The 20457-nt window shown below is 72.4% G+C and carries 22 protein-coding genes; 12 read left to right on the top strand and 10 right to left on the bottom strand.

Going from position 1 to position 20457, the window contains the following annotated elements; genetic code table 11:
- The first annotated feature begins 113 nt into the window (after positions 1-113).
- Both ABZ128_RS27095 and ABZ128_RS27090 read left to right on the top strand, forming a co-directional pair.
- On the top strand, positions 114-1070 hold the full coding sequence (locus ABZ128_RS27095) for a fibronectin type III domain-containing protein (RefSeq protein WP_356851456.1): 957 nt from the start codon (positions 114-116) through the stop codon (positions 1068-1070).
- An 83-nt stretch (positions 1071-1153) separates the two neighbouring features.
- A complete protein-coding gene (locus ABZ128_RS27090) occupies positions 1154-3337 on the top strand; it encodes an NB-ARC domain-containing protein (RefSeq protein WP_356851455.1) in 2184 nt (727 codons plus the stop codon).
- Between the two features lie 143 nt (positions 3338-3480).
- On the opposite strand, the gene ABZ128_RS27085 is transcribed toward ABZ128_RS27090, so the two are convergent.
- Positions 3481-3666, bottom strand: coding sequence for a DUF5999 family protein (locus ABZ128_RS27085; protein WP_356851453.1), 186 nt, complete (start codon positions 3664-3666; stop codon positions 3481-3483).
- A 154-nt stretch (positions 3667-3820) separates the two neighbouring features.
- Here ABZ128_RS27085 and ABZ128_RS27080 point away from each other — a divergent pair, with 154 nt between their 5' ends.
- A complete protein-coding gene (locus tag ABZ128_RS27080) occupies positions 3821-4258 on the top strand; it encodes an SRPBCC family protein (RefSeq protein ID WP_356851451.1) in 438 nt (145 codons plus the stop codon).
- Between the two features lie 64 nt (positions 4259-4322).
- The gene (locus tag ABZ128_RS27075) at positions 4323-5099 is read left to right on the top strand and encodes a hypothetical protein (RefSeq protein WP_356851449.1); all 777 of its coding nucleotides are present in this window, start codon (positions 4323-4325) and stop codon (positions 5097-5099) included.
- 35 nt (positions 5100-5134) lie between these two features.
- Here the strand turns inward: ABZ128_RS27075 and ABZ128_RS27070 are convergent, their stop codons facing one another.
- Positions 5135-6364 (bottom strand): acyl-CoA dehydrogenase family protein, encoded by a 1230-nt coding sequence (locus ABZ128_RS27070; RefSeq protein WP_356851447.1) that lies wholly within the window; start codon positions 6362-6364, stop codon positions 5135-5137.
- A 192-nt stretch (positions 6365-6556) separates the two neighbouring features.
- Here ABZ128_RS27070 and ABZ128_RS27065 point away from each other — a divergent pair, with 192 nt between their 5' ends.
- Positions 6557-7201 carry a TetR family transcriptional regulator gene (locus ABZ128_RS27065; RefSeq protein ID WP_356851445.1) on the top strand — a complete coding sequence of 215 codons (645 nt, stop codon included), beginning with the start codon at positions 6557-6559 and terminating at the stop codon, positions 7199-7201.
- Positions 7202-7232: 31 nt separating this feature from the next.
- On the opposite strand, the gene def is transcribed toward ABZ128_RS27065, so the two are convergent.
- A complete protein-coding gene (gene def / locus ABZ128_RS27060; protein ID WP_356851444.1) occupies positions 7233-7784 on the bottom strand; it encodes a peptide deformylase in 552 nt (183 codons plus the stop codon).
- Between the two features lie 123 nt (positions 7785-7907).
- Here def and ABZ128_RS27055 point away from each other — a divergent pair, with 123 nt between their 5' ends.
- The 6 genes from ABZ128_RS27055 to ABZ128_RS27030 all read left to right on the top strand — a co-directional run bounded on the left by ABZ128_RS27055 (position 7908) and on the right by ABZ128_RS27030 (position 13270).
- Complete coding sequence (locus ABZ128_RS27055; protein WP_266631479.1) at positions 7908-9146, top strand: MurT ligase domain-containing protein; 1239 nt, start codon at positions 7908-7910, stop codon at positions 9144-9146.
- Positions 9147-9174: 28 nt separating this feature from the next.
- On the top strand, positions 9175-9903 hold the full coding sequence (locus ABZ128_RS27050) for a glutamine amidotransferase (protein ID WP_356851442.1): 729 nt from the start codon (positions 9175-9177) through the stop codon (positions 9901-9903).
- A 192-nt stretch (positions 9904-10095) separates the two neighbouring features.
- Positions 10096-11121, top strand: coding sequence for a 6-phosphofructokinase (locus tag ABZ128_RS27045; RefSeq protein ID WP_356851440.1), 1026 nt, complete (start codon positions 10096-10098; stop codon positions 11119-11121).
- Between the two features lie 105 nt (positions 11122-11226).
- Positions 11227-12189: a cytochrome c oxidase assembly protein gene (locus ABZ128_RS27040; RefSeq protein ID WP_356851438.1), complete on the top strand. Its 963-nt coding sequence runs from the start codon at positions 11227-11229 to the stop codon at positions 12187-12189.
- 32 nt (positions 12190-12221) lie between these two features.
- Entirely contained in the window at positions 12222-12380 is a 159-nt protein-coding gene (locus tag ABZ128_RS27035) for a hypothetical protein (protein WP_356851437.1), read from the top strand.
- A gap of 179 nt (positions 12381-12559) precedes the next feature.
- Complete coding sequence (locus ABZ128_RS27030) at positions 12560-13270, top strand: lysophospholipid acyltransferase family protein (protein WP_356851435.1); 711 nt, start codon at positions 12560-12562, stop codon at positions 13268-13270.
- A gap of 30 nt (positions 13271-13300) precedes the next feature.
- Here the strand turns inward: ABZ128_RS27030 and ABZ128_RS27025 are convergent, their stop codons facing one another.
- The 7 genes from ABZ128_RS27025 to ABZ128_RS26995 form a co-directional block, all read right to left on the bottom strand.
- Positions 13301-14962 carry an alpha/beta hydrolase gene (locus ABZ128_RS27025; RefSeq protein WP_356851433.1) on the bottom strand — a complete coding sequence of 554 codons (1662 nt, stop codon included), beginning with the start codon at positions 14960-14962 and terminating at the stop codon, positions 13301-13303.
- Positions 14963-15154: 192 nt separating this feature from the next.
- Positions 15155-15901 (bottom strand): urease accessory protein UreD, encoded by a 747-nt coding sequence (locus tag ABZ128_RS27020; protein ID WP_356851432.1) that lies wholly within the window; start codon positions 15899-15901, stop codon positions 15155-15157.
- Between the two features lie 92 nt (positions 15902-15993).
- Positions 15994-16689 carry an urease accessory protein UreG gene (ureG, locus tag ABZ128_RS27015; RefSeq protein ID WP_356851430.1) on the bottom strand — a complete coding sequence of 232 codons (696 nt, stop codon included), beginning with the start codon at positions 16687-16689 and terminating at the stop codon, positions 15994-15996.
- Between the two features lie 18 nt (positions 16690-16707).
- Positions 16708-17382: an urease accessory UreF family protein gene (locus tag ABZ128_RS27010; protein WP_356851428.1), complete on the bottom strand. Its 675-nt coding sequence runs from the start codon at positions 17380-17382 to the stop codon at positions 16708-16710.
- Positions 17383-17395: 13 nt separating this feature from the next.
- On the bottom strand, positions 17396-19117 hold the full coding sequence (locus tag ABZ128_RS27005) for an urease subunit alpha (RefSeq protein ID WP_356851426.1): 1722 nt from the start codon (positions 19115-19117) through the stop codon (positions 17396-17398).
- The gene (locus tag ABZ128_RS27000) at positions 19110-19421 is read right to left on the bottom strand and encodes an urease subunit beta (RefSeq protein WP_356851424.1); all 312 of its coding nucleotides are present in this window, start codon (positions 19419-19421) and stop codon (positions 19110-19112) included. Before ABZ128_RS27000 ends, ABZ128_RS27005 begins: the two co-directional genes overlap by 8 nt.
- 15 nt (positions 19422-19436) lie before the next feature.
- Positions 19437-19739 carry an urease subunit gamma gene (locus tag ABZ128_RS26995; protein ID WP_356851422.1) on the bottom strand — a complete coding sequence of 101 codons (303 nt, stop codon included), beginning with the start codon at positions 19737-19739 and terminating at the stop codon, positions 19437-19439.
- Between the two features lie 311 nt (positions 19740-20050).
- On the opposite strand from ABZ128_RS26995, the gene ABZ128_RS26990 reads away from it, so the two are divergent.
- The gene (locus tag ABZ128_RS26990; protein ID WP_356851421.1) at positions 20051-20440 is read left to right on the top strand and encodes a VOC family protein; all 390 of its coding nucleotides are present in this window, start codon (positions 20051-20053) and stop codon (positions 20438-20440) included.
- Positions 20441-20457 lie beyond the last annotated feature (17 nt).

The raw sequence follows: 20457 nt of genomic DNA, 5'->3' as shown, positions 1-20457 counted from the left end.
GGGTGAGCGGTGCTTGACGGCCCGGGCGACGGCAGGGGGCTTGCCGGGATGCCGGCCCGCGTGCCATACATGTCTAGACCTTTACGAAGGAGCGGAAGCGAGGAGGCCCCCACGTGCGCCGGACCGTCCCGGCCCTCGCCGTGTCGCTGGCCGCCGCCTTCGTGCTCACCGGCTGCACCGCGTCCGACACCACGCCGCCGCGGGCCCCCGCCGGGGTCACCGCGCAGGCCGGCAGCGCCACCTCGGTGCACGTGATGTGGCAGGCTCCCGCCACGGCCGAGGGCGTCAGCAACTACCAGGTCTTCCAGGCCGGCCGGCTCGTACGGGAACTCCCGGCCGACAAGACGATGGTGGACATCACCGGCCTCGCCCCGCAGACCTCGTACGCCTTCACCGTCCGGGCCCGGGACGGCGCCGGGAACACCTCCGCGCCGAGCGCCCCGGCCCGGGCCACCACCCCGGCCGTCCGGGCCGAGGACCACGGGCCCCCCACCGCGCCGGCGCACACCACGGGCCGCCCGGACGGCCCCCGGTCCGCCACCCTGACGTGGACCGCGGCCACCGACGACACCGCCGTGACGGCCTACGACGTCTACCAGGGCGGCGTACGGATCCACACGGCCGGCCCCGGCGAGACGGCCGCCACCCTCACCGGGCTCCAGCCGGACACCGCCTACACCTTCACCGTCCGGGCCCGGGACGGCGCGGACAACTCCTCACCCGACGGCCCTGCGGTGGACGTGACGACCCCGCCCTCCGGCGGCCAGGGGCCCGGAACCGCCCCCACCGGATTCGCCGCGGCCGCCTCCCCCGGCACCGTCACCCTGACCTGGACCGCCCCGGACACCGGCCGTGCGACCACGGAATACGAACTCCACGTCAACGGACGGCCCGTCACCGTCATCCAGTTCGGCGCCGGCGCCGTACCTCCGTCCGGCGGCGCGGTGGAGCACCGTCTCACGGTGACCGAGCCGGCCGGAACGGTGTGGGTCCTCAGGCTGCGCGCCCGGCTGCCCGACGGGAACTGGGGCGCCTTCAGCGCCGATCAGCGGATCGTGCTCGCCGGGTGAGGAGCACACCGGGCGCCCCGGGAAGGTGACAGCGATCCGATCGAACGGCACTGCCGGCAAAGAAGATCACGCACAATACATCCGTGTTCGGTGAGTACTCGTTCAACAAGCAACAGGCGGAAGGCCCGGAAGGGCCGGACGACGCGCAGTCGACGGACGGCGCGGACGCCGCAGACGGCGGACCCGATCCCGATCCCGAGCCCGACCCCGACCCCGATGCCGTCTCCACGGCGGGGCCGGGGAGGGCGCCGGGACAGCTGCCGCCGGAGACGCCGGGCTTCTTCGGGCGGGAATCCGAACTGGCCGAGCTCCACTGCCTGTTGCGGACGCGCAGGCTCATCACGCTCACCGGCGTGGGCGGGGTCGGCAAGTCCCGCCTCGCCCTGCGCGCCGTCTCCGACGCCGAACAGGCGCGGCCCGACGGCATCTGGTGGGTGGACCTCTCCCCGCTGCGCGACCCCGCCCTGCTCACCACGACCGTCGCCCATGCGGTCGGACTCGCCGACCACTCCGCGCGCCCCCTCGACGAGGAGCTGTGCGCGTGGATGGCCGACAAGGAGCTGCTCCTCGTCCTCGACACCTGTGAGCACCTGGTCGCCGCCTGCCGCCACCTGGCCGGCGAACTCCTTCAGTCGGCACCCGGGCTGACCGTCCTGGTCACCTCCCGGGAACCGCTCGACAGCCCCTGCGAGAAGGTCTTCCCCATCTGCCCGCTGCCCTGCGAGGGACCCGGCAGCGATGCCCTCGCACTGTTCCGGGCCCGCGCCCTGGCGGCGACCCCGCAGGCCGCCGCCTCCTTCGACGAACCGCGGCGGACCCGGATCGCCGCCGAGGTGTGCCGGCGGCTCGACGGGATTCCGCTCGCCCTCGAACTGGCCGGTGCCCGGCTGCGGTTGTGGAGCCTGGAGCAGCTCGCCGAGCGGCTCGGCGCGCGCTTCGACGTCCTCTCCGACTCCGGGACCGCGCTGCAGCCCCGGCACCGGACGATGCGGACCGCGATCGGCTGGAGCCACGAGCTGTGCGAGCCGGTGGAGCGGCTGCTGTGGGCCCGGCTGTCGGTGTTCACCGGGGACTTCGACGTCGCCGCGGCCCGGGCGGTGTGCGCGGGCGGCCCGCTGCCCGCCTCCCGGGTGGAGCGGGTGCTCGCCGGCCTGGTCGCCAAGTCGGTGGTCCGGCGCTCCGAGGAACGGGGGGCCGGGGCGCGCTACCGGATGCTGGACACGATCCGCGAGTACGGCCACGACTGGCTGACCGAACTCGGAGAGGCCCCCGCGGTGGCCGGCCGGCACGCCCACTGGTACGCGGCGCTCTGCGAGGCCGCCGACCGGGGCTGGCTCGGCCCGGGCCAGCTGGACTGGTACCGCAGGATGAGCGCCGACCACGCACAGCTGCGCACCGCGCTGGAGCACCTGCTCGGCAGCGACCCCGCGGCGGCCCTGGAGATGGCCGGGGCCCTGTGGTTCTTCTGGTTCTCGTGCGGGCACGTGCACGAGGGCCGCGGCTTCCTGGAGCGGGCGCTGCGCACGGCCCCGCGCACGGGGGCCGCGTACACCCAGGGGCTGTGGGCACTGGGCCTGACCGCCCTGCTCCAGGGCGACATGGACACGGCGCAGCAGATGGGCGAGGAGTGCACCCGGGCGGCGGCCCGGCTGGCCGACCCCGAGCCGGAGCTGCGGGCGGCGTACCTGCACGCGGTGTCGGTGCTGATGCCCGGCGACCCGGTCCGCGCGCTGGAGCTCGCGGGGCCGGGCGCCCGGGCCGGGCACGGCGGCCGGGCCAGTGGCGTCGGCTGGCTGCTGTGCCGGCTGGCCACCGGCTACGCCCTGTGCGACCTCCAGCGGTTCGAGGAGGCGGCCGAGGAGGCCCGGGGCCTGCGCGAGGCCTGCGCGGAGCTCGGCGAACGGTGGCTGCGGGCGTACGCGGACTACATCCTGGCCGTCGCCGCGCTGGGACTGGGCCGGCACGGGGAGGCGGCCCGGCACGTACGGGCCATGCTCTCGGGCAAACGGCTGCTCGGCGACCGCTTCGGCATCGCGCTCGGCCTCGACCTGCTGGCGGCGGCGGTCGCGGCGCTGGGCGACGGGGAGCTGGCGGCGCGCCTGCTGGGCACCGGACACGCCTGGTGGCGCACCATCGGCCGGCCGCAGATGGGCTCACCCTCGCTGACGGCCCTGCGGGACCAGGGCGAGCGCCAGGCCCGCGCGGCGATCGGGGACGCGGCCTACGAGGCCGCGTTCCGGGGCGGCACGGCGGCGTCCACCGGCTGACCGGCAGCCGGTGGACGGCAGATACGCGTCGGCTCCCGTCAGTACGGGAGGGTTCTGCCCGACGGGGTGCGCAGGTCCAGGTCTCGGGGTGCGGGCTTGGGGACGGGCTTGCGGATCAGCTGCTGGCGCATGGGCCTCCTCGCTCAGACCAGGGCCGGGCGGCGGGGTTCCACCGCACGGCCGTCGGGGAGCAGCTCACCGGTGTCGTCGAAGATCACCAGGCCGTTGCAGAGCAGGCTCCAGCCCTGTTCGGGGTGGAAGGCCACGGTGCGGGCGGCGTCGTGATCGGCGCTGTCGGCGGACGGGCAGGGGGGCTCGTGAGAGCACATGCGCACCTCCTCGCAAAGTGGGGCGGGAGGCCCGGTGGTCACCCGGTCTGCTCCGCGATCCACGATGGCGGTGAGTATTACTGATCGCCGCCCCCGGACGGAACCCATATTCGAGGTCCAGTTCAGGGTGTGTATGCCCGCTTACCATGCGCTCATGCCCGGTATTCGGATCGTTCACCGCACGCCTCTCCCGGCCGCCGAGGCCTGGCTGCGGCTGACGGACTGGGAACGCCACGGCGCGCAGGTCCCGCTCACCCGGACGGTCGTGGAGACGGCGCCGCCCACGCACGTCGGAACGCGGTTCACGGCACGCACCGGCGTGGGCAGGATCACCTTCGACGACCCCATGGAGGTCGTCGTCTGGCAGCCCCCCGCCGGGGGGTCCGCGGGGCTGGTCCGGCTCGTCAAGCACGGGCGCGTGGTCCTGGGCTGGGCGGAGATCGAGGTCCGCCCGCTCCGCGGCGGCGGCTGCGAGGTCCGGTGGCGCGAGGAGCTGCGCGTACGCGGGCTGGGAAGGCCCTCCGACCCCGTGCTCGCGGCGGCCGGCCGGTTCCTCTTCGGGCGGGCCCTCGCCCGGCTGCTCACGCCCTGACGGGCCGGGCTAGGGTCTTCTTGATCACCGCGGCGGTGATCACCGTGAGACCGAGGAGAACCCCGTGGCCACTCCGCCACCGCAGCACGGCGCGGGCCCCTACCCGCCGTATCCCGCGCAGCAGGGCGGCCCGTACGCCGTCCCGCAGCAGGGCGGCGGCCCGTACGTCGCGCAGCAGCCGGCCCCGTACGGCCCGTACGGCGGTCCCCTTGCCGCGCCGCCGGGTGCCTACGCCTGCCGGCTGTGCGGGGCGCAGCCGGCCGCGCCCGTGACCGTGCGGGGCCACCAGGGCATGCTGGTGCTGATGCGGTTCCTGAGCCGGCCCGGGCCGTTCTGCCGTGACTGCGGGCTCGCCACGTACCGGCAGATGACGGGGGACACCCTGTGGCAGGGCTGGTGGGGGCCGCTGTCGTTCTTCATCACGCCGGTCACCGTGCTGACGAACCTCGGTGCACGGGCGAGCTTCCGTCGGCTCGCTCCCCCGGTGGGCGGCTTCCGCCCCCCGCTGCCCCCGGGCAAGTCGCTGTGGCGCCACCCGGCGGTGCTGCTCCTCGCCGTTCCGATCGTGCTGTTCGTGCTCGCCGTGCTCACGCTGATCGTGATCGGGGTGGTGGCGGGGGACGACACCCCGCGGCCGCTGTCGTCGGGGCAGTGCGTGCGCAACGAGGGCGACTGGAGCCACCAGAAGCTCATCGTCACGGACTGCCTCTCCGTGAGGGCCCAGTACCGGGTCACCCGGCCGTCGGCCGCCCCCGGCGGGACCTGCGCCCCCGGCGACTTCCTGGCCCGGCCGGAATACAGCGTCGACGGCACCCTGAACTGCCTGACCCCCCTGCACTGACCGGGCCGGGTCCGCGGACCCGCACCGGGGCGCTGCTAGCGGATCGGCATGTCGGAGATCGTCCGCGCGATCACCAGCCGCTGGATCTCGCTCGTGCCCTCGAAGATGGTGTAAATGGCGCTGTCGCGGTGCATGCGCTCGACCGGGTATTCGCGGGTGAAGCCGTTGCCGCCGAGGATCTGGACCGCCTGGGCGGTGACCTTCTTGGCCACCTCGCTGGCGAACAGCTTCGACATCGAGCCCTCCGCCGAGGTGAACGGCTTGCCCGCGACCGCCATCCAGGACGCCCGCCACACCAGCAGCCGGGCTGCGTCGATCTGGGTGCGCATGTCGGCGAGCTGGAAGGCCACGCCCTGGTTGTCGATGATCGGCCGGCCGAACTGGGTCCGGGTCTTGGCGTAGTCGAGGGCGACCTCGTACGCCGCCCGGGCGGTGCCGACCGCCATGGCGCCGACCGCGGGCCGGGAGGCCTCGAAGGTGGCCATGGCCGCGTTCTTCACGCGCTCGCCGCCGCCCGCCTTCGCCCGCTCGCGGGCCCGGGCGAGCCGCTCGTCCAGCTTGTCCTTGCCGCCGAGCAGGCAGGAGCCGGGCACGCGGACGTCCTCCAGGACCACCTCGGCGGTGTGCGAGGCGCGGATGCCGTGCTTCTTGAACTTCTGCCCCTGGGACAGGCCCGGGGTGTTCGGGGGCACGATGAAGGAGGCGTGGCCCTTGGTGCCGAGCTCGGGGTCGACGACGGCGACCACGATGTGGACGTTGGCGATGCCGCCGTTGGTCGCCCAGGTCTTGGTGCCGTTCAGCACCCATTCGTCCTTGGCCTGGTCGTAGACCGCACGCGTGCGCATCGAGCCCACGTCGGAGCCGGCGTCGGGCTCGGAGGAGCAGAAGGCCGCGACCTTCACGTCGTCGGGCGTGCCGTACATCTGCGGGATCCAGGTGCCGATCTGCTCCTCGGTGCCGTTGGCGACGACGCCGATCGCGGCGAGCCCGGTGCCGACGATCGACAGGGCGATGCCCGCGTCACCCCAGAAAAGCTCCTCCATCGCCATCGGGATGCCGAGGCCTGTCGGGTCGAAGAACTGCTGCGCGTAGAAGTCGAGGGAGTAGATGCCGACCTTGGCGGCCTCCTGGATGACGGGCCACGGAGTCTCCTCACGCTCGTCCCATTCCGCGGCCGCGGGGCGGATCACGTCGGCTGCGAAACCGTGGATCCAGTCCCGGACCTGCTTCTGGTCGTCATTGAGCTCCATGGTGAACTCCGCCATGTCCCCTCCAGCTGTGCATTCAAGGGCCCGTTACCAGCAGTAACCCCTACGGTGGCCACAGTCTGTTACCGGTGAGTAAGAAGTGTCAAGCCGAGGCGTCCGGCGGGCAGCCGGTTCGTTCGGCCGGGTGTGCGGGGTGTTACGTTGCGTGGGCGTCACGCACCATCGCAAGGGCGGGGAGAGAAACACGTCATGGACACCACTCAGCAGGCCGGCGAAGCGGGAGCGGCCGACCGCCGCCGGCGGGAGCTGCTCGAAGCGGCCGACCGGGTCGTGCTCAGGGACGGCCCCAAGGCCTCGATGAACGCCATCGCGGCGGAGGCGGGCATCACCAAGCCCATCCTCTACCGGCACTTCGGCGACAAGGCGGGGCTCTACCAGGCCCTCGCCGTCCGGCACACCGACGCCCTGCTCGACTCGCTGCGCGCCGCGCTCGACGCCCCGGCCGAACGCCGCAGCCGGGTGGAGTCCACCCTCGACACCTATCTCGCCGCCATCGAGGCCCGCCCGCAGGTCTACCGGTTCCTCATGCACCCGGCCGAGGACTCGCACAGCGCCGAGCGCGGCTTCGACGTCGGGCTGCACTCGGCCCCGCTGCTGCGCAGGCTGGGCGAGGAACTCGCGAAGGTGATCAGCGAGCGGGTGGACCTGGGCCCCGGCGGAGAACGCCTCGCCCGCGTCTGGGGGCACGGCATCGTCGGCATGATGCATGCGGCCGGCGACTGGTGGCTCGGTGAACGACCCTGCGAGCGCGTGGAGTTGGTGGCAGGCCTCACGGACCTGCTGTGGGGCCGCCTGGCCACCGCCGGCAACCGCGTGGACGGCCCGGGGTTCTGAGGGCCGCGGCCGCGCCCGCGGCCCGGCCGGCTCAGCCGTGCTGCGCCCCGCCCCAGGGAGCCCGGCGGATCGCCCGCCGCAGACGCCGGGCCCGCAGCCCCGTGACCCGGTCCGCGTAGACCGAGCCGTCGAGGTGGTCGCACTCGTGCTGGAGGCAGCGGGCGAAGAACCCGGTGCCGGTGATGCGTACGGGCGCGCCGTCGGAGGTGACCCCCTCGACGACCGCGCGGTCGAAGCGGACCGTGCCCGCCTCCAGGCCGGGCAGCGACAGACAGCCCTCGGGGCCCAGGAACTCGTCCCCCTCGGCCGAGACGAGCCTCGGGTTGACGACGTGCCCGACGTGGCGGACGTCCTCGTCGTCGGGGCAGTCGTAGACGAACACGCGCTGCCCCACGCCGATCTGGTTCGCCGCGAGGCCGACGCCTTCGGCCGCGTACATCGTGGCGAACATGTCCTCGATGAGCCGGTCGAGGGCCGGGCCGAACTCGGTGACCTCCGCGCACGCCGAGTGGAGCACCGGATCGCCCAGGAGGCTCATGGTGCGGACGAGGCCGTTGGTACCGGGAATGAGGCGCTGTCGCATGGCCGTAAGCCTACGACGGGCGAATATATGAGGAGATCTGCGGCGGCCCGGGGGCGCCGCGGTCAAGGCCCCGGCCGGTACTGGATAGGCTGGGGCCGACCGACGCAAGGAGGACAAGGGACGATGGCAGGCAACACGGAGCCGCTTTCGCCGCGGGCCAAGCTGGCCGTGACGGCGGGCAAGGCCGCGGCGGCGGTGTCGCGGGCCGCGGGACGCGGAAGCGGATCGGTGATCGGTGGCAAGGTCGCACTCAAACTCGACCCCGATCTCCTCGGCGCGCTGGCGCAGCATCTCGACGTCGTCCTCGTCTCCGCGACGAACGGCAAGACCACGACGACCCGCCTGATCGCGGAGGCCCTGCGGGCCAGCGGCCCCGTCGTCTCCAACGCCCTCGGCGCCAACATGCCGGCCGGCATCACCTCCGCCCTCGCGGGCGGCTCGGACGCCAAGTACGGCGTCATCGAGGTGGACGAGAAGTACCTCGCCGGCGTGGCCCGGGACGTCACCCCCAAGGTGATCGCGCTGCTGAACCTCTCGCGCGACCAGCTGGACCGCGCCGCCGAGACCCGCATGCTGGCGGAGAAGTGGCGCGAGGGCCTCCAAGGCTCCAAGGCCGTCATCGTCGCGAACTGCGACGACCCGCTGATCGTGTGGTCGGCCTCCTCCTCGCAGAACGTGGTGTGGGTCGCCGCCGGCCAGGAGTGGAAGGACGACGCCTGGTCGTGCCCCTCCTGCGGCGGTGTCATGCAGCGCCCCGGCGACGACTGGTTCTGCGGCGAGTGCGGTTTCCGGCGCCCGACCCCGAGCTGGGTCCTCTCCGGCGACCACGTGCTGGACCCGCACGGCAGCGCCTGGCCGATCCACCTGCAGCTGCCCGGCCGCGCCAACAAGGCGAACGCCGCGACCTCGGCCGCCGTCGCCGCCGTCTTCGGCGTCCCGCCGCAGGTCGCGCTGGAGCGGATGTACCAGGTGCAGGCCGTCGCCGGCCGCTACGACGTCGTCACCTTCCAGGGCCGTGAGCTGCGCCTGCTGCTCGCGAAGAACCCGGCGGGCTGGCTCGAAACGTTTTCGCTGATCGACCCGCCGCCGACCCCGGTGATCCTGTCGGTGAACGCCCGCGGAGCCGACGGCACCGACACCTCCTGGCTGTGGGACGTGGACTACCCGCGCCTCGCCGGCCACCCGATCTTCGTGATCGGCGACCGCAAGCTGGACCTGGCCGTCCGCCTGGAAGTCGCCGGACTGGACTTCCGGGTCTGCGAGACCCTCGACGAGGCCGTGCAGCTGGCGCCGCCCGGGCAGATCGAGCTGATCGCCAACTACACCGCCTTCCAGGACGTGCGCCGCCGCGTCGGAAACTAGTACTCATACCCTCTAAGGACACAAGAGCATGAGCGACAACAGCCTGCGTCTGGTGTGGGTCTACCCCGACCTGCTGAGCACGTACGGAGACCAGGGCAACGCCCTCGTGGTGGAGCGCCGGGCGCGTCAGCGCGGCCTGGACGTGCAGCGCGTGGACGTGCGCAGCGACCAGCCCATCCCCACCTCGGGCGACATCTACCTGATCGGCGGCGGCGAGGACCGGCCGCAGCGGCTCGCCGCGGAGCGCCTGCTGCGCGACGGCGGTCTGGAGCGGGCCGTCTCGAACGGGGCGATCGTCTTCTCCGTCTGCGCCGGCTACCAGATCCTCGGCAACGAGTTCGTCAACGACGTGGGCGAGCGCCAGCAGGGCCTGGGTCTGCTGGACGTCGTCACCGTGCGCGGCGAGGGCGAGCGGTGCGTCGGCGACGTCCTCGCCGACATCGACCCGCAGCTGGGCCTGCCGCAGCTGACGGGCTTCGAGAACCACCAGGGCGTCACGCACCTCGGCCCGACCGCGAAGCCGTTCGCCCGCACCCGGCTGGGCCGCGGCAACGGCACCGGCGACGGCACCGAGGGCGCGTACAACGACACGGTCTTCGGCACCTACATGCACGGACCCGTGATGGCCCGCAACCCGCAGATCGCGGACCTGCTGCTGAAGCTGGCCCTCGACGTGAACGCGCTGCCGCCCATCGACGACCGCTGGTACGAGGCGCTGCGCGCCGAGCGCATCTCGGCGGCGACCCAGCCGGCGTAACCTCCGCGCAGCCCTGCGTCCGGCCCGGATTCCCCGAGGGGATCCGGGCCGACGTGCGTTCGCACCAAGGGATGCGACCAGCATGTGGAGGATGGTTCAGTCCGGTGCGGATCCGCTTGTAGGGTGACGGGTAGTTCCAACCGGACGACGTGGTCCGGTCGTCGGCCCACGTTGCAAAGGTTTCTTCCTGCCATGCGCATTGGTGTGCTCACTTCCGGCGGCGACTGCCCCGGCCTCAATGCCGTCATCCGCTCGGTCGTGCACCGCTCCGTCGTCGACCACGGCGACGAGGTCATCGGCTTCCACGACGGCTGGCGGGGCCTGCTGGAGTGCGACTACCGCAAGCTCGACCTGGACGCCGTGAGCGGCATCCTGGCGCGCGGCGGCACCATCCTCGGCTCCTCCCGGGTCCAGCCCGCCCACCTGCGCGACGGCGTGGAGCGGGCCCGCGGCCACGTCGCCGACCTCGGTCTGGACGCCATCATCCCGATCGGCGGCGAGGGCACCCTGAAGGCCGCGAACCTGCTCTCGCAGGCCGGTCTGCCGATCGTCGGCGTCCCGAAGACCATCGACAACGACATCGCCTCGACGGATGTGACCTTCGGCTTCGACACGGCCGTCGGGGTGGCCACCGAGGCCCTGGACCGGCTGAAGACCACCGCCGAGTCCCACCAGCGGGTCATGGTCGTCGAGGTCATGGGCCGCCACACCGGCTGGATCGCCCTGCACTCGGGCATGGCGGCCGGCGCGCACGCCATCGTCGTGCCGGAGCGCCCCTTCGACATCGAGGAGCTGACGGCGATCGTCGGCGAGCGCTTCTCCGCCGGCAAGCGGTTCGCGATCGTCGTGGTGGCCGAGGGCGCCAAGCCCCGGGCCGGCTCGATGGACTTCCAGGAGGGCGGCACCGACCAGTACGGGCACGAGCGCTTCGCCGGCATCGGCAACCTGCTCGCGGTCGAGCTGGAGCGGCGCCTGGGCAAGGAGGCCCGTCCGGTCATCCTGGGCCACGTGCAGCGCGGCGGCACCCCGACCGCGTACGACCGGGTGCTCGCCACCCGCTTCGGCTGGCACGCCGTCGAGGCCGCCCACCGCGGTGAGTTCGGCATGCTGACCGCCCTGCGCGGCACCGACATCGAGATGGTGCCGCTGGCCGATGCCGTACAGACGCTGAAGACGGTCCCGTCGGAGCGCTACGACGAGGCGCAGAACGTCCTGTGATGTTTCCCCCCTTCTCCGTCACACCGTGAGGGGCGCCCCCGGACGAGTTCGCGTCCGGGGGCGGCACTACTGTGGTGGGGCACCACAGGTCAAGGGAGTGGACAGATGGATCACAGCGGTCACGGCATGGACATGCACATGGACATGGACCTGCCGCCGTTCACTCTCGGGCGCGGGCTGGAGTTCTCCTTCGACGCGTTCTTCCTGATCGGTTCGCTGGTGGGCCTCGGCCTGTACCTGTGGGGTGTGGTGCGGCTGCGCCGGCGCGGGGACGCCTGGCCGCTGGGCCGGACCATCGCCTTCACCTCGGGCGTGCTGAGCGTGGCCCTGGTGATGTGCACCAAGCTGAACGACTACGGCATGGTCATGTTCAGCGTGCACATGGTCCAGCACATGGTGATCAGCATGCTCTCCCCCATCCTGCTGCTGCTCGGCGCACCGGTCACGCTGGCGCTTCGGGCCCTGCCGCCCGCCGCGCGCGGGGTGAAGGGGCCGCGCGAGCTGCTGCTGATGCTGCTGCACAGCCGCTACATGAAGGTGGTCACGCACCCGGTCTTCACGATCCCGCTGTTCATCGCCAGCCTGTACGCCCTGTACTTCACACCGATCTTCGACTTCCTGATGGAGAGCAAGGTCGGGCACATCGGGATGATGGTGCACTTCCTGGCGGTCGGCCTGGTCTTCTTCTGGCCGATCATGGGCGTGGACCCGGGTCCGCACCGCCCCGGCTACGTGATGCGGATGCTGGAGCTGTTCGCCGGGATGCCCTTCCACGCCTTCTTCGGCATCGCCCTGATGATGGCGAGCCAGCCGATGGTCAAGACGTACGCGAACCCGCCGGCCTCGCTCGGGGTCGACCCGCTGCTCGACCAGCAGTGGGGCGGCGGCATCGCCTGGGCCTTCAGCGAGATCCCCTCGGTGCTGGTGCTGATCGCCCTGGTCTACCAGTGGTACCACTCGGAGCAGCGGGCGGCGAAGCGCGCCGACCGGGCCGCGGACCGCGACGGGGACCAGGAGCTGGAGGCGTACAACGCGTATCTGGCCTCGCTCCGGGCGCGTGGCCAGTAGCGCGGGAGCACCTTCGCGCGCCACCATGGGGCATGACCGGATCCGTTAAGGCGATGGCCGTGATGACCTTCGCCGCCCTGGTGGCCGTCGCCACGTACTCGGTGGTCCTCGGCAGCAACGGCTGGCTGTGGTTCGGCTGGGTGGTGCTGGGGCTCCTGACCGCCGGGATGGCGGCCTCCCGCAACACCTGACCTGCGGCCCCCGCGCGCCCGCACACCTCCGCGAGGGGCGACGCGTCCTGTCGTCCTCCCGTGTCCTCTTCGGGCCTGCCCGTGCGGGCCCCGGCCGGCCGCTTCCGGCTTCTCCCTGACCATCCGGCACCGGGTGCGCCACACTGACCTGATCCGCGAGGTGAAAGGACCGTGCCCAGGTGTTCTACCACTTGCTCAAGCACGTGCTGCTCGGCCCGCTGCTGCGGCTGCTGTTCCGGCCCAGGATCGAGGGGCTGGAGAACATCCCGTCCGAGGGTGCCGCGATCGTCGCGGGGAACCACCTGTCGTTCTCCGACCACTTCCTGATGCCCGCGATCCTCAAGCGGCGGATCACCTTCCTCGCGAAGGCCGAGTACTTCACCGGCCCCGGGCTGAAGGGGAGGCTGACCGCCTTCTTCTTCCGCAGCGCCGGGCAGATCCCGGTGGACCGCTCCGGGCGGGACGCAGGACAGGCCGCGCTCCGCGAGGGACTCGGGGTACTGGCCAAGGGCGAGCTGCTGGGCATCTACCCGGAGGGCACCCGCTCGCACGACGGGCGGCTCTACAAGGGCAAGGTGGGCGTGGCCGCGATGGCGCTCGGGGCCGGGGTGCCCGTCATCCCGTGCGCGATGGTCGGCACCTTCGAGATCCAGCCGCCCGGGCAGAAGATCCCCAACATCAGGCGGGTGACGATCCGCTTCGGCCGGCCGCTGGACTTCTCGCGGTACTCCGGGCTGGAGGGCGAGCGGGCGGTCCTGCGGGCCGTGACCGACGAGATCATGTACGCGGTCCTCGAACTCTCCGGCCAGGAGTACGTCGACCGGTACGCCGCCGAGGTGAAGGCCGAGGAGGAGCAAGCGCGGAAGAAGGCCCGGCGCCGGACGCGCTGAGCCTTCTCCCCTACTGCTGCGTGCGGTTGCCTAGCGCGCGGCCGGCAGCTCCTCCTGCGCCGGGAACACGGACGCCGGAGCCTCGGCGAGCGCCTTCGCGGCGGTCGGGGCCGGGGCGACCGGAGCGGCGTGCGGGCCGCACGTCACGTCCTTCGCATCGACCTTGCCGGTCAGCAGGTAGCTGTCCACGCGCGTGTTGATGCAGGGGTTCACCAGGCTGGTGACACCGTGCGAGCCCGCGTTCTGCTCGGTGATCAGACGCGAGCCGGCGAGGCGGCGGTGCAGCTCGACGCCACCCTCGTACGGCGTGGCGGCGTCACGCTCGGACTGGACGATGAGGACCGGCGGCAGACCGCGCTGGGCGCCGACCTCGATGGGCCTGCTCTGCTTGGACTTCCAGGTCGCGCAGGGCAGGTTCATCCAGGCGTTGGACCAGGTCAGGAACGGGTACTGCTCGTGCAGCTTGCTGTTGTCCCGGTCCCACTTGGTCCAGCTGGTCGGCCACTTGGCGTCGGCGCACTCGACCGCGGTGTACACCGCGTTGCCGTTCTCGGAGGCGATGTTGCCCGCGATGTCGGACATGTCCGGGGAGGTCGCCTCGATCAGCGGCTTCTCGTCACCGGCGGCCCAGGCGCTGAACGCCGTGGCGACCGGGACCCACGAGGAGTCGTAGTACGGGGCGCCCTGGAAGAAGCCGATCAGCTCCGCCGGACCCGCGACCCCGCCGAGCGGCTTGGCCTTGGCCTGGGCGCGCAGCTGCTGCCACTTCGCCTCGACCTCGGCACGGGTGCCGCCGAGGTGGAAGGAGGCGTCGTTCTTGGCGACCCAGTCCTGCCAGTCGTTCCAGCGCTTCTGGAAGGCGACGTCCTGCTCCAGGTTGGCCTGGTACCAGATGTTGTCCTGCTCCGGGTTGACCACGCTGTCCACGATCATGCGGCGCACGTGGGTCGGGAACAGGGTGGCGTAGACGCCGCCCAGGTAGGTGCCGTAGGAGACACCGAGGTAGTTCAGCTTCTTCTCGCCGAGGGCGGCGCGGATGACGTCCAGGTCACGCGCGATGTTCGGCGTGGTCATGTACGGCAGCATCTCGCCGCTGCGCTCCTTGCAGCCGTCCGCGTACTCCGCGGCGAGCTTGCGCTGGGCGCTCTTGTCGGCCTCGGTGTCCGGGACCGGGTCGGCCTTCGGAGCCTTGACGAACTCCTGCGGGTCGATGCAGGAGATGGGCGCCGAGTGGCCGACACCGCGGGGGTCGAAGCCCACGAAGTCGTACGCCTTGGAGGTGTTGACCCAGAGCGGGGACTTGGTGGTGACCCGGCGCGGGAAGCGCATGCCGGAGCCGCCCGGACCGCCCGGGTTGTAGAGCAGCGCGCCCTGGCGCTCCTCCTTGGTACCGGTGCTGACCGCACGGTCGAGCGCGAGTTCGATGGTCTTGCCGAACGGCTTGGCGTAGTCGAGCGGGACCTTCACCCAGCCGCACTGGATCGGGGCCGCGAAGCCCCAGTCGGCGGGACAGTCCTTCCACTCGATCCCGGTGCGCGCGGCCCGGGCGGCGGCGAGCTGGACGCCCAGCGCCTCCGGAACCCCGTTGTCGCGGGTGGTCGCCGCAGCGGCCGGCGGGGCCAGCAGCAGACCAGCGGACAGCGCGCCGGTGATCAGAGTGGCAGCGCTCCCCAGCGCTGCTTTGCGTATCACGTGGTTGTTCCCCCTGCATCAGACCCGGCCAGCAGCGGCCGAGTTCAGTCGGGTTCGGTCGTTGGTGCAGGTGGATCCTTCCGTCTGACCTACACCTGACAACAGAGCTCGGTCGTGTTCTTTGCCAACCCGATAACCGGAAACGCGTGTACCGCTGAGCGGTGTCGGATTCGTCCCAGGTTTACTCGTCGATCACCCGACGTACGTGCGACACGCCGCGTCGAGCAGTTCCCGTAGCCGAAGGGCGTCCGGGGCCAGCGCCGTCACCAGCACCGCGGGACCGGCCAACGGAGTGACGGCGGCGAACTCCCCGAGCACGGCGGCCGGGGGCGGAGCCTCCCTGAACCGCGGGTCCACGACCAGGAGCTGACCGAGCGCCCGGTGGCCGGCCAGCCCCGCCGGACCGTCCCAGCCTCCGGGCGCACCCGGCCCGCAGGCGAGCTCCTGGTCCAGCAGCGGACGCCCGCCCCGGGTGACGGTGAGCCGGCTGCGCAGCAGGCCCGGGCCCTCCCCGGTGCGCCCCAGCACCTGCTCCTCGCGCAGCAGCAGCCGGGCGGTGGGGGCGAGTTCAGCGCGGGTGCGGACCCGCAGGTCGCTGCCGCGGACGGAGACGAGCGGTTCCGGCAGCCACCGCACCATCGCGTCCTCGGCCAGGCTCAGGTGTACGTCGTACCGCGCGGGCTCACCCCCGCTGCCGGGCAGCGCCAGGGTCGCCGCCGCGGAGGCCAGGGCGAGCCGGGCCCCCGGACCGGCGGTGGCCTCGACGCGGAGGTGGTCCCCGCCGAGGGGCGCGCTCATCGCGCCGACCAGCATCACGTCGGCCTCTGCGGCCGCGCCGCGGGTGCGGCGCAGTGCGAGGGGTCCTTCCCCGGCCAGCACCGGCAGCGCGGTGCCGCCCCGGCCGTCGGCGACGGCGCCGATCCGGGCCGTGGCCCGCACGCCGCGCGGGGCCGGGGCGGGGGGCGCGGCCGGGAGGACAGCGGGGGTTGCGACCGGGGCTGCTGCCGGAGCTGCTGCCGGGGGCGCGCTGGTCACCGTACGGCCCAGGCGGCGATCCGCTCGCGCACCCAGGCGGCGACCGGGGCCACCCCCTCGGCGCCGCGCAGGGACTGGAAGACGACGGGCAGTTCACGGCGCTGCTCGGCCGCGTCGCGCGCCATCCGGTCCAGGTCGGAGCCCACGTAGGGGGCGAGGTCCGTCTTGTTGACGACCAGCAGGTCGGCGGTGGTGACGCCGGGGCCGCCCTTGCGCGGGATGTCGTCCCCGCCGGCCACGTCGATGACGAAGATCTGGGCGTCGACGAGCCCGCGGGAGAAGGTGGCGGTGAGGTTGTCCCCGCCGGACTCGACGAGGACCAGGTCGAGCGGGCTGTGCTCCCGGAAGGCGTCCTCCAGCTCCTCCACCGCTTCCAGGTTGGCGGAGATGTCGTCGCGGATGGCCGTGTGCGGGCAGGCCCCGGTCTCCACGGCGGAGATCCGCTCGGGCGGCAGCACCGCCTCGCGCAGCAGGAACTCGGCGTCCTCGCGGGTGTAGATGTCGTTGGTGACGACGGCCATCGACAGTTCGGTGCGCAGGGTACGGCAGAGTGCCGCGACGGTGGCCGTCTTGCCGGAGCCGACGGGGCCGCCGAGTCCGATGCGCAGGGCGCGGCGCGAGCCGTCGGCCCGTACCGGCGCGGCGCTGTGGGTGTGGCGCTGGGGATAGGTCACGCCGTGGTCGAGGTGCATGGTTCTCCTTGGGTGGGGTCAGGAGGCGAAGAGCCGTACGGGCCACTCGGCATGGGCCTGCGCCGAGATGTCCAGCAGCGGCGAGGAGGCGGCGGGCAGGGCGTCCAGGCCCTCGTGGCGGGCCAGCAGTGCGGCGCTCGCGGCCTGACCGGACACGGCGTCGAGCTCGGGGGCGAGGCCCGCCAGGACCGCGCTGGCCTCGAACGGGTCCAGGCCCAGCAACCGGACGGTCGCGGTGGCCGGACCGCTGACGCTCTCGTACGCCGCGACGTGCGCGGCGTCCAGCGGTCCGAGCCCCGCGGCCCGGGCCGTGACGCCGAGGACCACGGGCTGGTGGGCTCCGCGCGGGAAGGCCGCGGCCAGCGCGTCGAGTTCGGCGGCGGGCCAGGTGGCCCGGGCGGCCCGCAGCAGCTGCCGGCCCAGCCGCCGCGCGGCGGTGCGCAGTGCGGGCGAAGGGGTGCGGGCGTCGGCGGCGGCGTCGAGCTCCGCCGGGTCGAGGCCGTGGGCCGCGGCCGCGGCGAGACCGGCGGCGACCAGTCCCGCGGTGTGCAGGCGGCCGCGGCAGAACGCGGCGAGTGTGGCGGCGTCCCGGATCCGTCCCGCCCTGCAGGCGGCCTCCGCCCCGCCGGAGTGGGCGTGGCCGCCGGCGGGGAAGCGGCCGTCCGCGAGGACGAGCAGCGTGGCGAGGCTCATCGGGCGGTCCTCATCAGAAGAGGAAGTATCTCTGCGCCATGGGCAGTTCCACCGCGGGCGCCGGCTCGACGGCCTCCCCGTCGATGGTGACGGTGAAGGTGTCGGCGTCGACCTCGACCCTCGGCATGGCATCGTTGTTCCGCATGTCGGTCTTGCCCACCTTGCGGGTGTTTTCAATGGCCACGAACTCCTTTCCGAGTCCGAGCCGTTCCGGGAGGTGGTCGTCGAGTGCGGCCTGTGCGGTGAAGTTGACCGAGTTCAGCCCGGGGGCCCGGCCGCGGCTGCCGAACATCGGCCGGGGCAGTACCGGCTGCGGGGTGGGGATGGAGGCGTTGGCGTCGCCCATCTGCGCGTAGGCGATCTGGCCGCCCTTGATGACGGCCTCGGGCTTGACCCCGAAGAAGGCCGGCGTCCAGAGCACGAGATCGGCGAGCTTGCCGGTCTCGACCGAGCCGATCTCCCGGGCGAGTCCCTGGGCCACGGCCGGGTTGATCGTGTACTTGGCGACGTAGCGGCGGGCGCGGTGGTTGTCCGCGGGTCCGTCGCCGGGCAGGAAGCCGCGCCGCTTCTTCATCACGTGCGCCGTCTGCCAGGTGCGCAGCACGACCTCGCCGACGCGCCCCATGGCCTGGGCGTCGGAGGAGATGATGGAGATGGCCCCGAGGTCGTGCAGGACGTCCTCGGCGGCGATGGTGGAGGGCCGGATCCGCGACTCGGCGAAGGCGAGGTCCTCGGGGACGGCCGGGTTGAGGTGGTGGCAGACCATCAGCATGTCGAGGTGTTCCTCGATGGTGTTGACGGTGTGCGGGCGGGTCGGGTTGGTCGAACTGGGCAGGATGTTCGGCTCGGAGACCACGGTGATGATGTCGGGGGCGTGTCCGCCGCCCGCGCCCTCGGTGTGGTACGAGTGGATGGTCCGGCCGCCGATCGCGGCGAGGGTGTCGCCCACGAACCCGGCCTCGTTGAGGGTGTCGGTGTGGATGGCGACCTGCGCACCGGTCTCCTCGCAGACGTCGAGGCAGGCGTCGATGACGGCGGGGGTGGCCCCCCAGTCCTCGTGGATCTTGAAGCCGAGTGCCCCGCCGCGCAGCTGGGAGTGCATGGCCTCGCGGGACATGGTGTTGCCCTTGCCGAGGAGCCCGATGTTGACCGGGTAGGCCTCCAGGGCGGCGAACATCCGGGCCAGGTGCCAGGGTCCGGGGGTGACGGTGGTGGCCTTGGTGCCCTCGGCGGGGCCGGTGCCGCCGCCGACGAGGGTGGTGATTCCGCTGGCCAGGGCTTCTTCGATCACGGTCGGGGAGATGAAGTGCACGTGGGCGTCGATGGCGCCCGCCGTGAGGAGCTTCCCGTTGCCCGCGATGATCTCGGTCTCGGGGCCGATGACGAGGGCCGGGTCCACCCCGTCCATCGTGTCGGGGTTGCCTGCCTTGCCGATCCCGCAGATGCGGCCGTCCCGGATCCCGATGTCGGCCTTGACGATGCCCCAGTGGTCGAGCACGACGACTCCGGTGATCACCGTGTCGGGTGCGCCCTCGGCGCGGGTGGTGCGGGCCTGGCCCATGGACTCCCGGATCACCTTGCCGCCGCCGAAGACGGCTTCGTCGCCGGAGCGTCCGGGTCCGCCGCTGAGGTCCTCCTCGATCTCGACGAAGAGGTCGGTGTCGGCCAGCCTGATCCGGTCGCCCGTGGTGGGCCCGAAGAGGTCGGCGTAGGCCTGCCTGTTCAGCTCAGCCATCGAGCGGCCCTCCGGTCTCCCCGCGCAGTCCGGGTACGGTGCGCAGCCCTGCCAGGGGTACGAGTTCCACGGCGACCGGAATGCCGGGCTCGAAGCGGACGGCGGTCCCGGCGGCGATGTTGAGCCGGAGCCCGCGCGCGGCGGAGCGGTCGAAGTCGAGACCGGGGTTGGCCTCGGCGAAGTGGTAGTGGGAGCCGACCTGGACGGGCCGGTCGGCGGCGTTGAGCACGGTGAGGCGGGTGACGGGGCGGCCCTCGTTGAGGTGCACCGGGCCGTCCCCGTAGGCGATTTCGCCGGGGATCATGGGAGGTGCTCCTCTTCAGACGATCGGGTCGTGGACGGTGACGAGCTTGGTGCCGTCGGGGAAGGTCGCCTCGACCTGGACGTCGTGGATCATCTCGGGAACCCCCTCCATCACCTCGGCCCGGCCGAGGACCGTGCGGCCGGAGGCCATGAGCTCGGTCACCGTCCGTCCGTCGCGGGCCCCTTCGAGGATGTGCGACGTGATCAGGGCGATCGCCTCGGGGTGGTTGAGGAGGACCCCGCGCGCCTTGCGCCGCTCCGCCACGTCGGCGGCGACGTGGATGAGCAGTCTCTCCTGCTCGTGCGGTGTCAGTTGCACTCGTATCACCAAGCTTCCAGGACAAGATCAACTCTGCGCGCCGAGCCGACACTAGCGGCCTTCAACACTTTGTTGACCTGCACGTATCCGAGCCAAGCGTGTCTTGCCCAACGCAGGGGAAGGCTTTCCGTTCCGAGCACCGCCGCTTTGCCGGCAGATGGGTGATCATTGACGGAAGGCCGTGGCGGACACGGTACGGCCCGCGCTTTTCCGTCGCGTTAACCCACGTTTCGTCGGGGCACCCGGTTCGGCTTCCGGGCCGCCTCCGCAGCCGGTTCCGTATACGGCGCCGGCCCCTTCAGAGGAGACGCATGTTTCTCAACCCCGTCCGGCACATCACGTTCGACGCCCTGGAGCCGTACAAGATCGCGACCTTCTGGTCCGCGGTGACGGGCTTCCCGATCCACCCGGACGACCTGGCGGACGACGACGAGATCCTGCTGGAACCGGGGCAGCCCGGGGTGCCCGGCCTGCTGTTCATCCGGGTGCCGGACGGCAAGACGGTGAAGAACCGGGTCCACTTGGACATCCAGCCGCCCGCCGGGACCCGCGACGAGACCGTGGAGCGGCTGATCGGGCTCGGCGCGCGGCTCGTGGACGACCGGCGCAACGAGGACGGCACCGGGTGGGCGGTACTGGCCGACCCCGAGGGCAACGAACTGTGCATCGAGCGCAGCGCGGCGGAACGCGGCCTGGTCTGAGCGGCGCTCAACGGCCG

The organism is Streptomyces sp. NPDC006326 (assembly GCF_040612915.1).
Lineage (GTDB): Bacteria > Actinomycetota > Actinomycetes > Streptomycetales > Streptomycetaceae > Streptomyces.
This window is presented reverse-complemented; position numbering and strand designations above follow the sequence as displayed.

Bases quoted from the DNA above. Each gene is read 5' to 3' on its own strand.
- def (WP_356851444.1), bottom strand. From the start codon at position 7,784: ATGCGACAGCGCCTCATTCCCGGTACCAACGGCCTCGTCCGCACCATG.
- ABZ128_RS26990 (WP_356851421.1), top strand. From the start codon at position 20,051: ATGTTTCTCAACCCCGTCCGGCACATCACGTTCGACGCCCTGGAGCCG.
- ABZ128_RS27080 (WP_356851451.1), top strand. From the start codon at position 3,821: ATGCCCGGTATTCGGATCGTTCACCGCACGCCTCTCCCGGCCGCCGAG.
- ABZ128_RS27045 (WP_356851440.1), top strand. From the start codon at position 10,096: ATGCGCATTGGTGTGCTCACTTCCGGCGGCGACTGCCCCGGCCTCAAT.
- ureG (WP_356851430.1), bottom strand. From the start codon at position 16,689: ATGCACCTCGACCACGGCGTGACCTATCCCCAGCGCCACACCCACAGC.
- ABZ128_RS27010 (WP_356851428.1), bottom strand. From the start codon at position 17,382: ATGAGCCTCGCCACGCTGCTCGTCCTCGCGGACGGCCGCTTCCCCGCC.
- ABZ128_RS27085 (WP_356851453.1), bottom strand. From the start codon at position 3,666: ATGTGCTCTCACGAGCCCCCCTGCCCGTCCGCCGACAGCGCCGATCAC.
- ABZ128_RS27070 (WP_356851447.1), bottom strand. From the start codon at position 6,364: ATGGCGGAGTTCACCATGGAGCTCAATGACGACCAGAAGCAGGTCCGG.
- ABZ128_RS27065 (WP_356851445.1), top strand. From the start codon at position 6,557: ATGGACACCACTCAGCAGGCCGGCGAAGCGGGAGCGGCCGACCGCCGC.
- ABZ128_RS27035 (WP_356851437.1), top strand. From the start codon at position 12,222: ATGACCGGATCCGTTAAGGCGATGGCCGTGATGACCTTCGCCGCCCTG.
- ABZ128_RS27050 (WP_356851442.1), top strand. From the start codon at position 9,175: ATGAGCGACAACAGCCTGCGTCTGGTGTGGGTCTACCCCGACCTGCTG.
- ABZ128_RS27055 (WP_266631479.1), top strand. From the start codon at position 7,908: ATGGCAGGCAACACGGAGCCGCTTTCGCCGCGGGCCAAGCTGGCCGTG.
- ABZ128_RS27000 (WP_356851424.1), bottom strand. From the start codon at position 19,421: ATGATCCCCGGCGAAATCGCCTACGGGGACGGCCCGGTGCACCTCAAC.
- ABZ128_RS27005 (WP_356851426.1), bottom strand. From the start codon at position 19,117: ATGGCTGAGCTGAACAGGCAGGCCTACGCCGACCTCTTCGGGCCCACC.
- ABZ128_RS27040 (WP_356851438.1), top strand. From the start codon at position 11,227: ATGGATCACAGCGGTCACGGCATGGACATGCACATGGACATGGACCTG.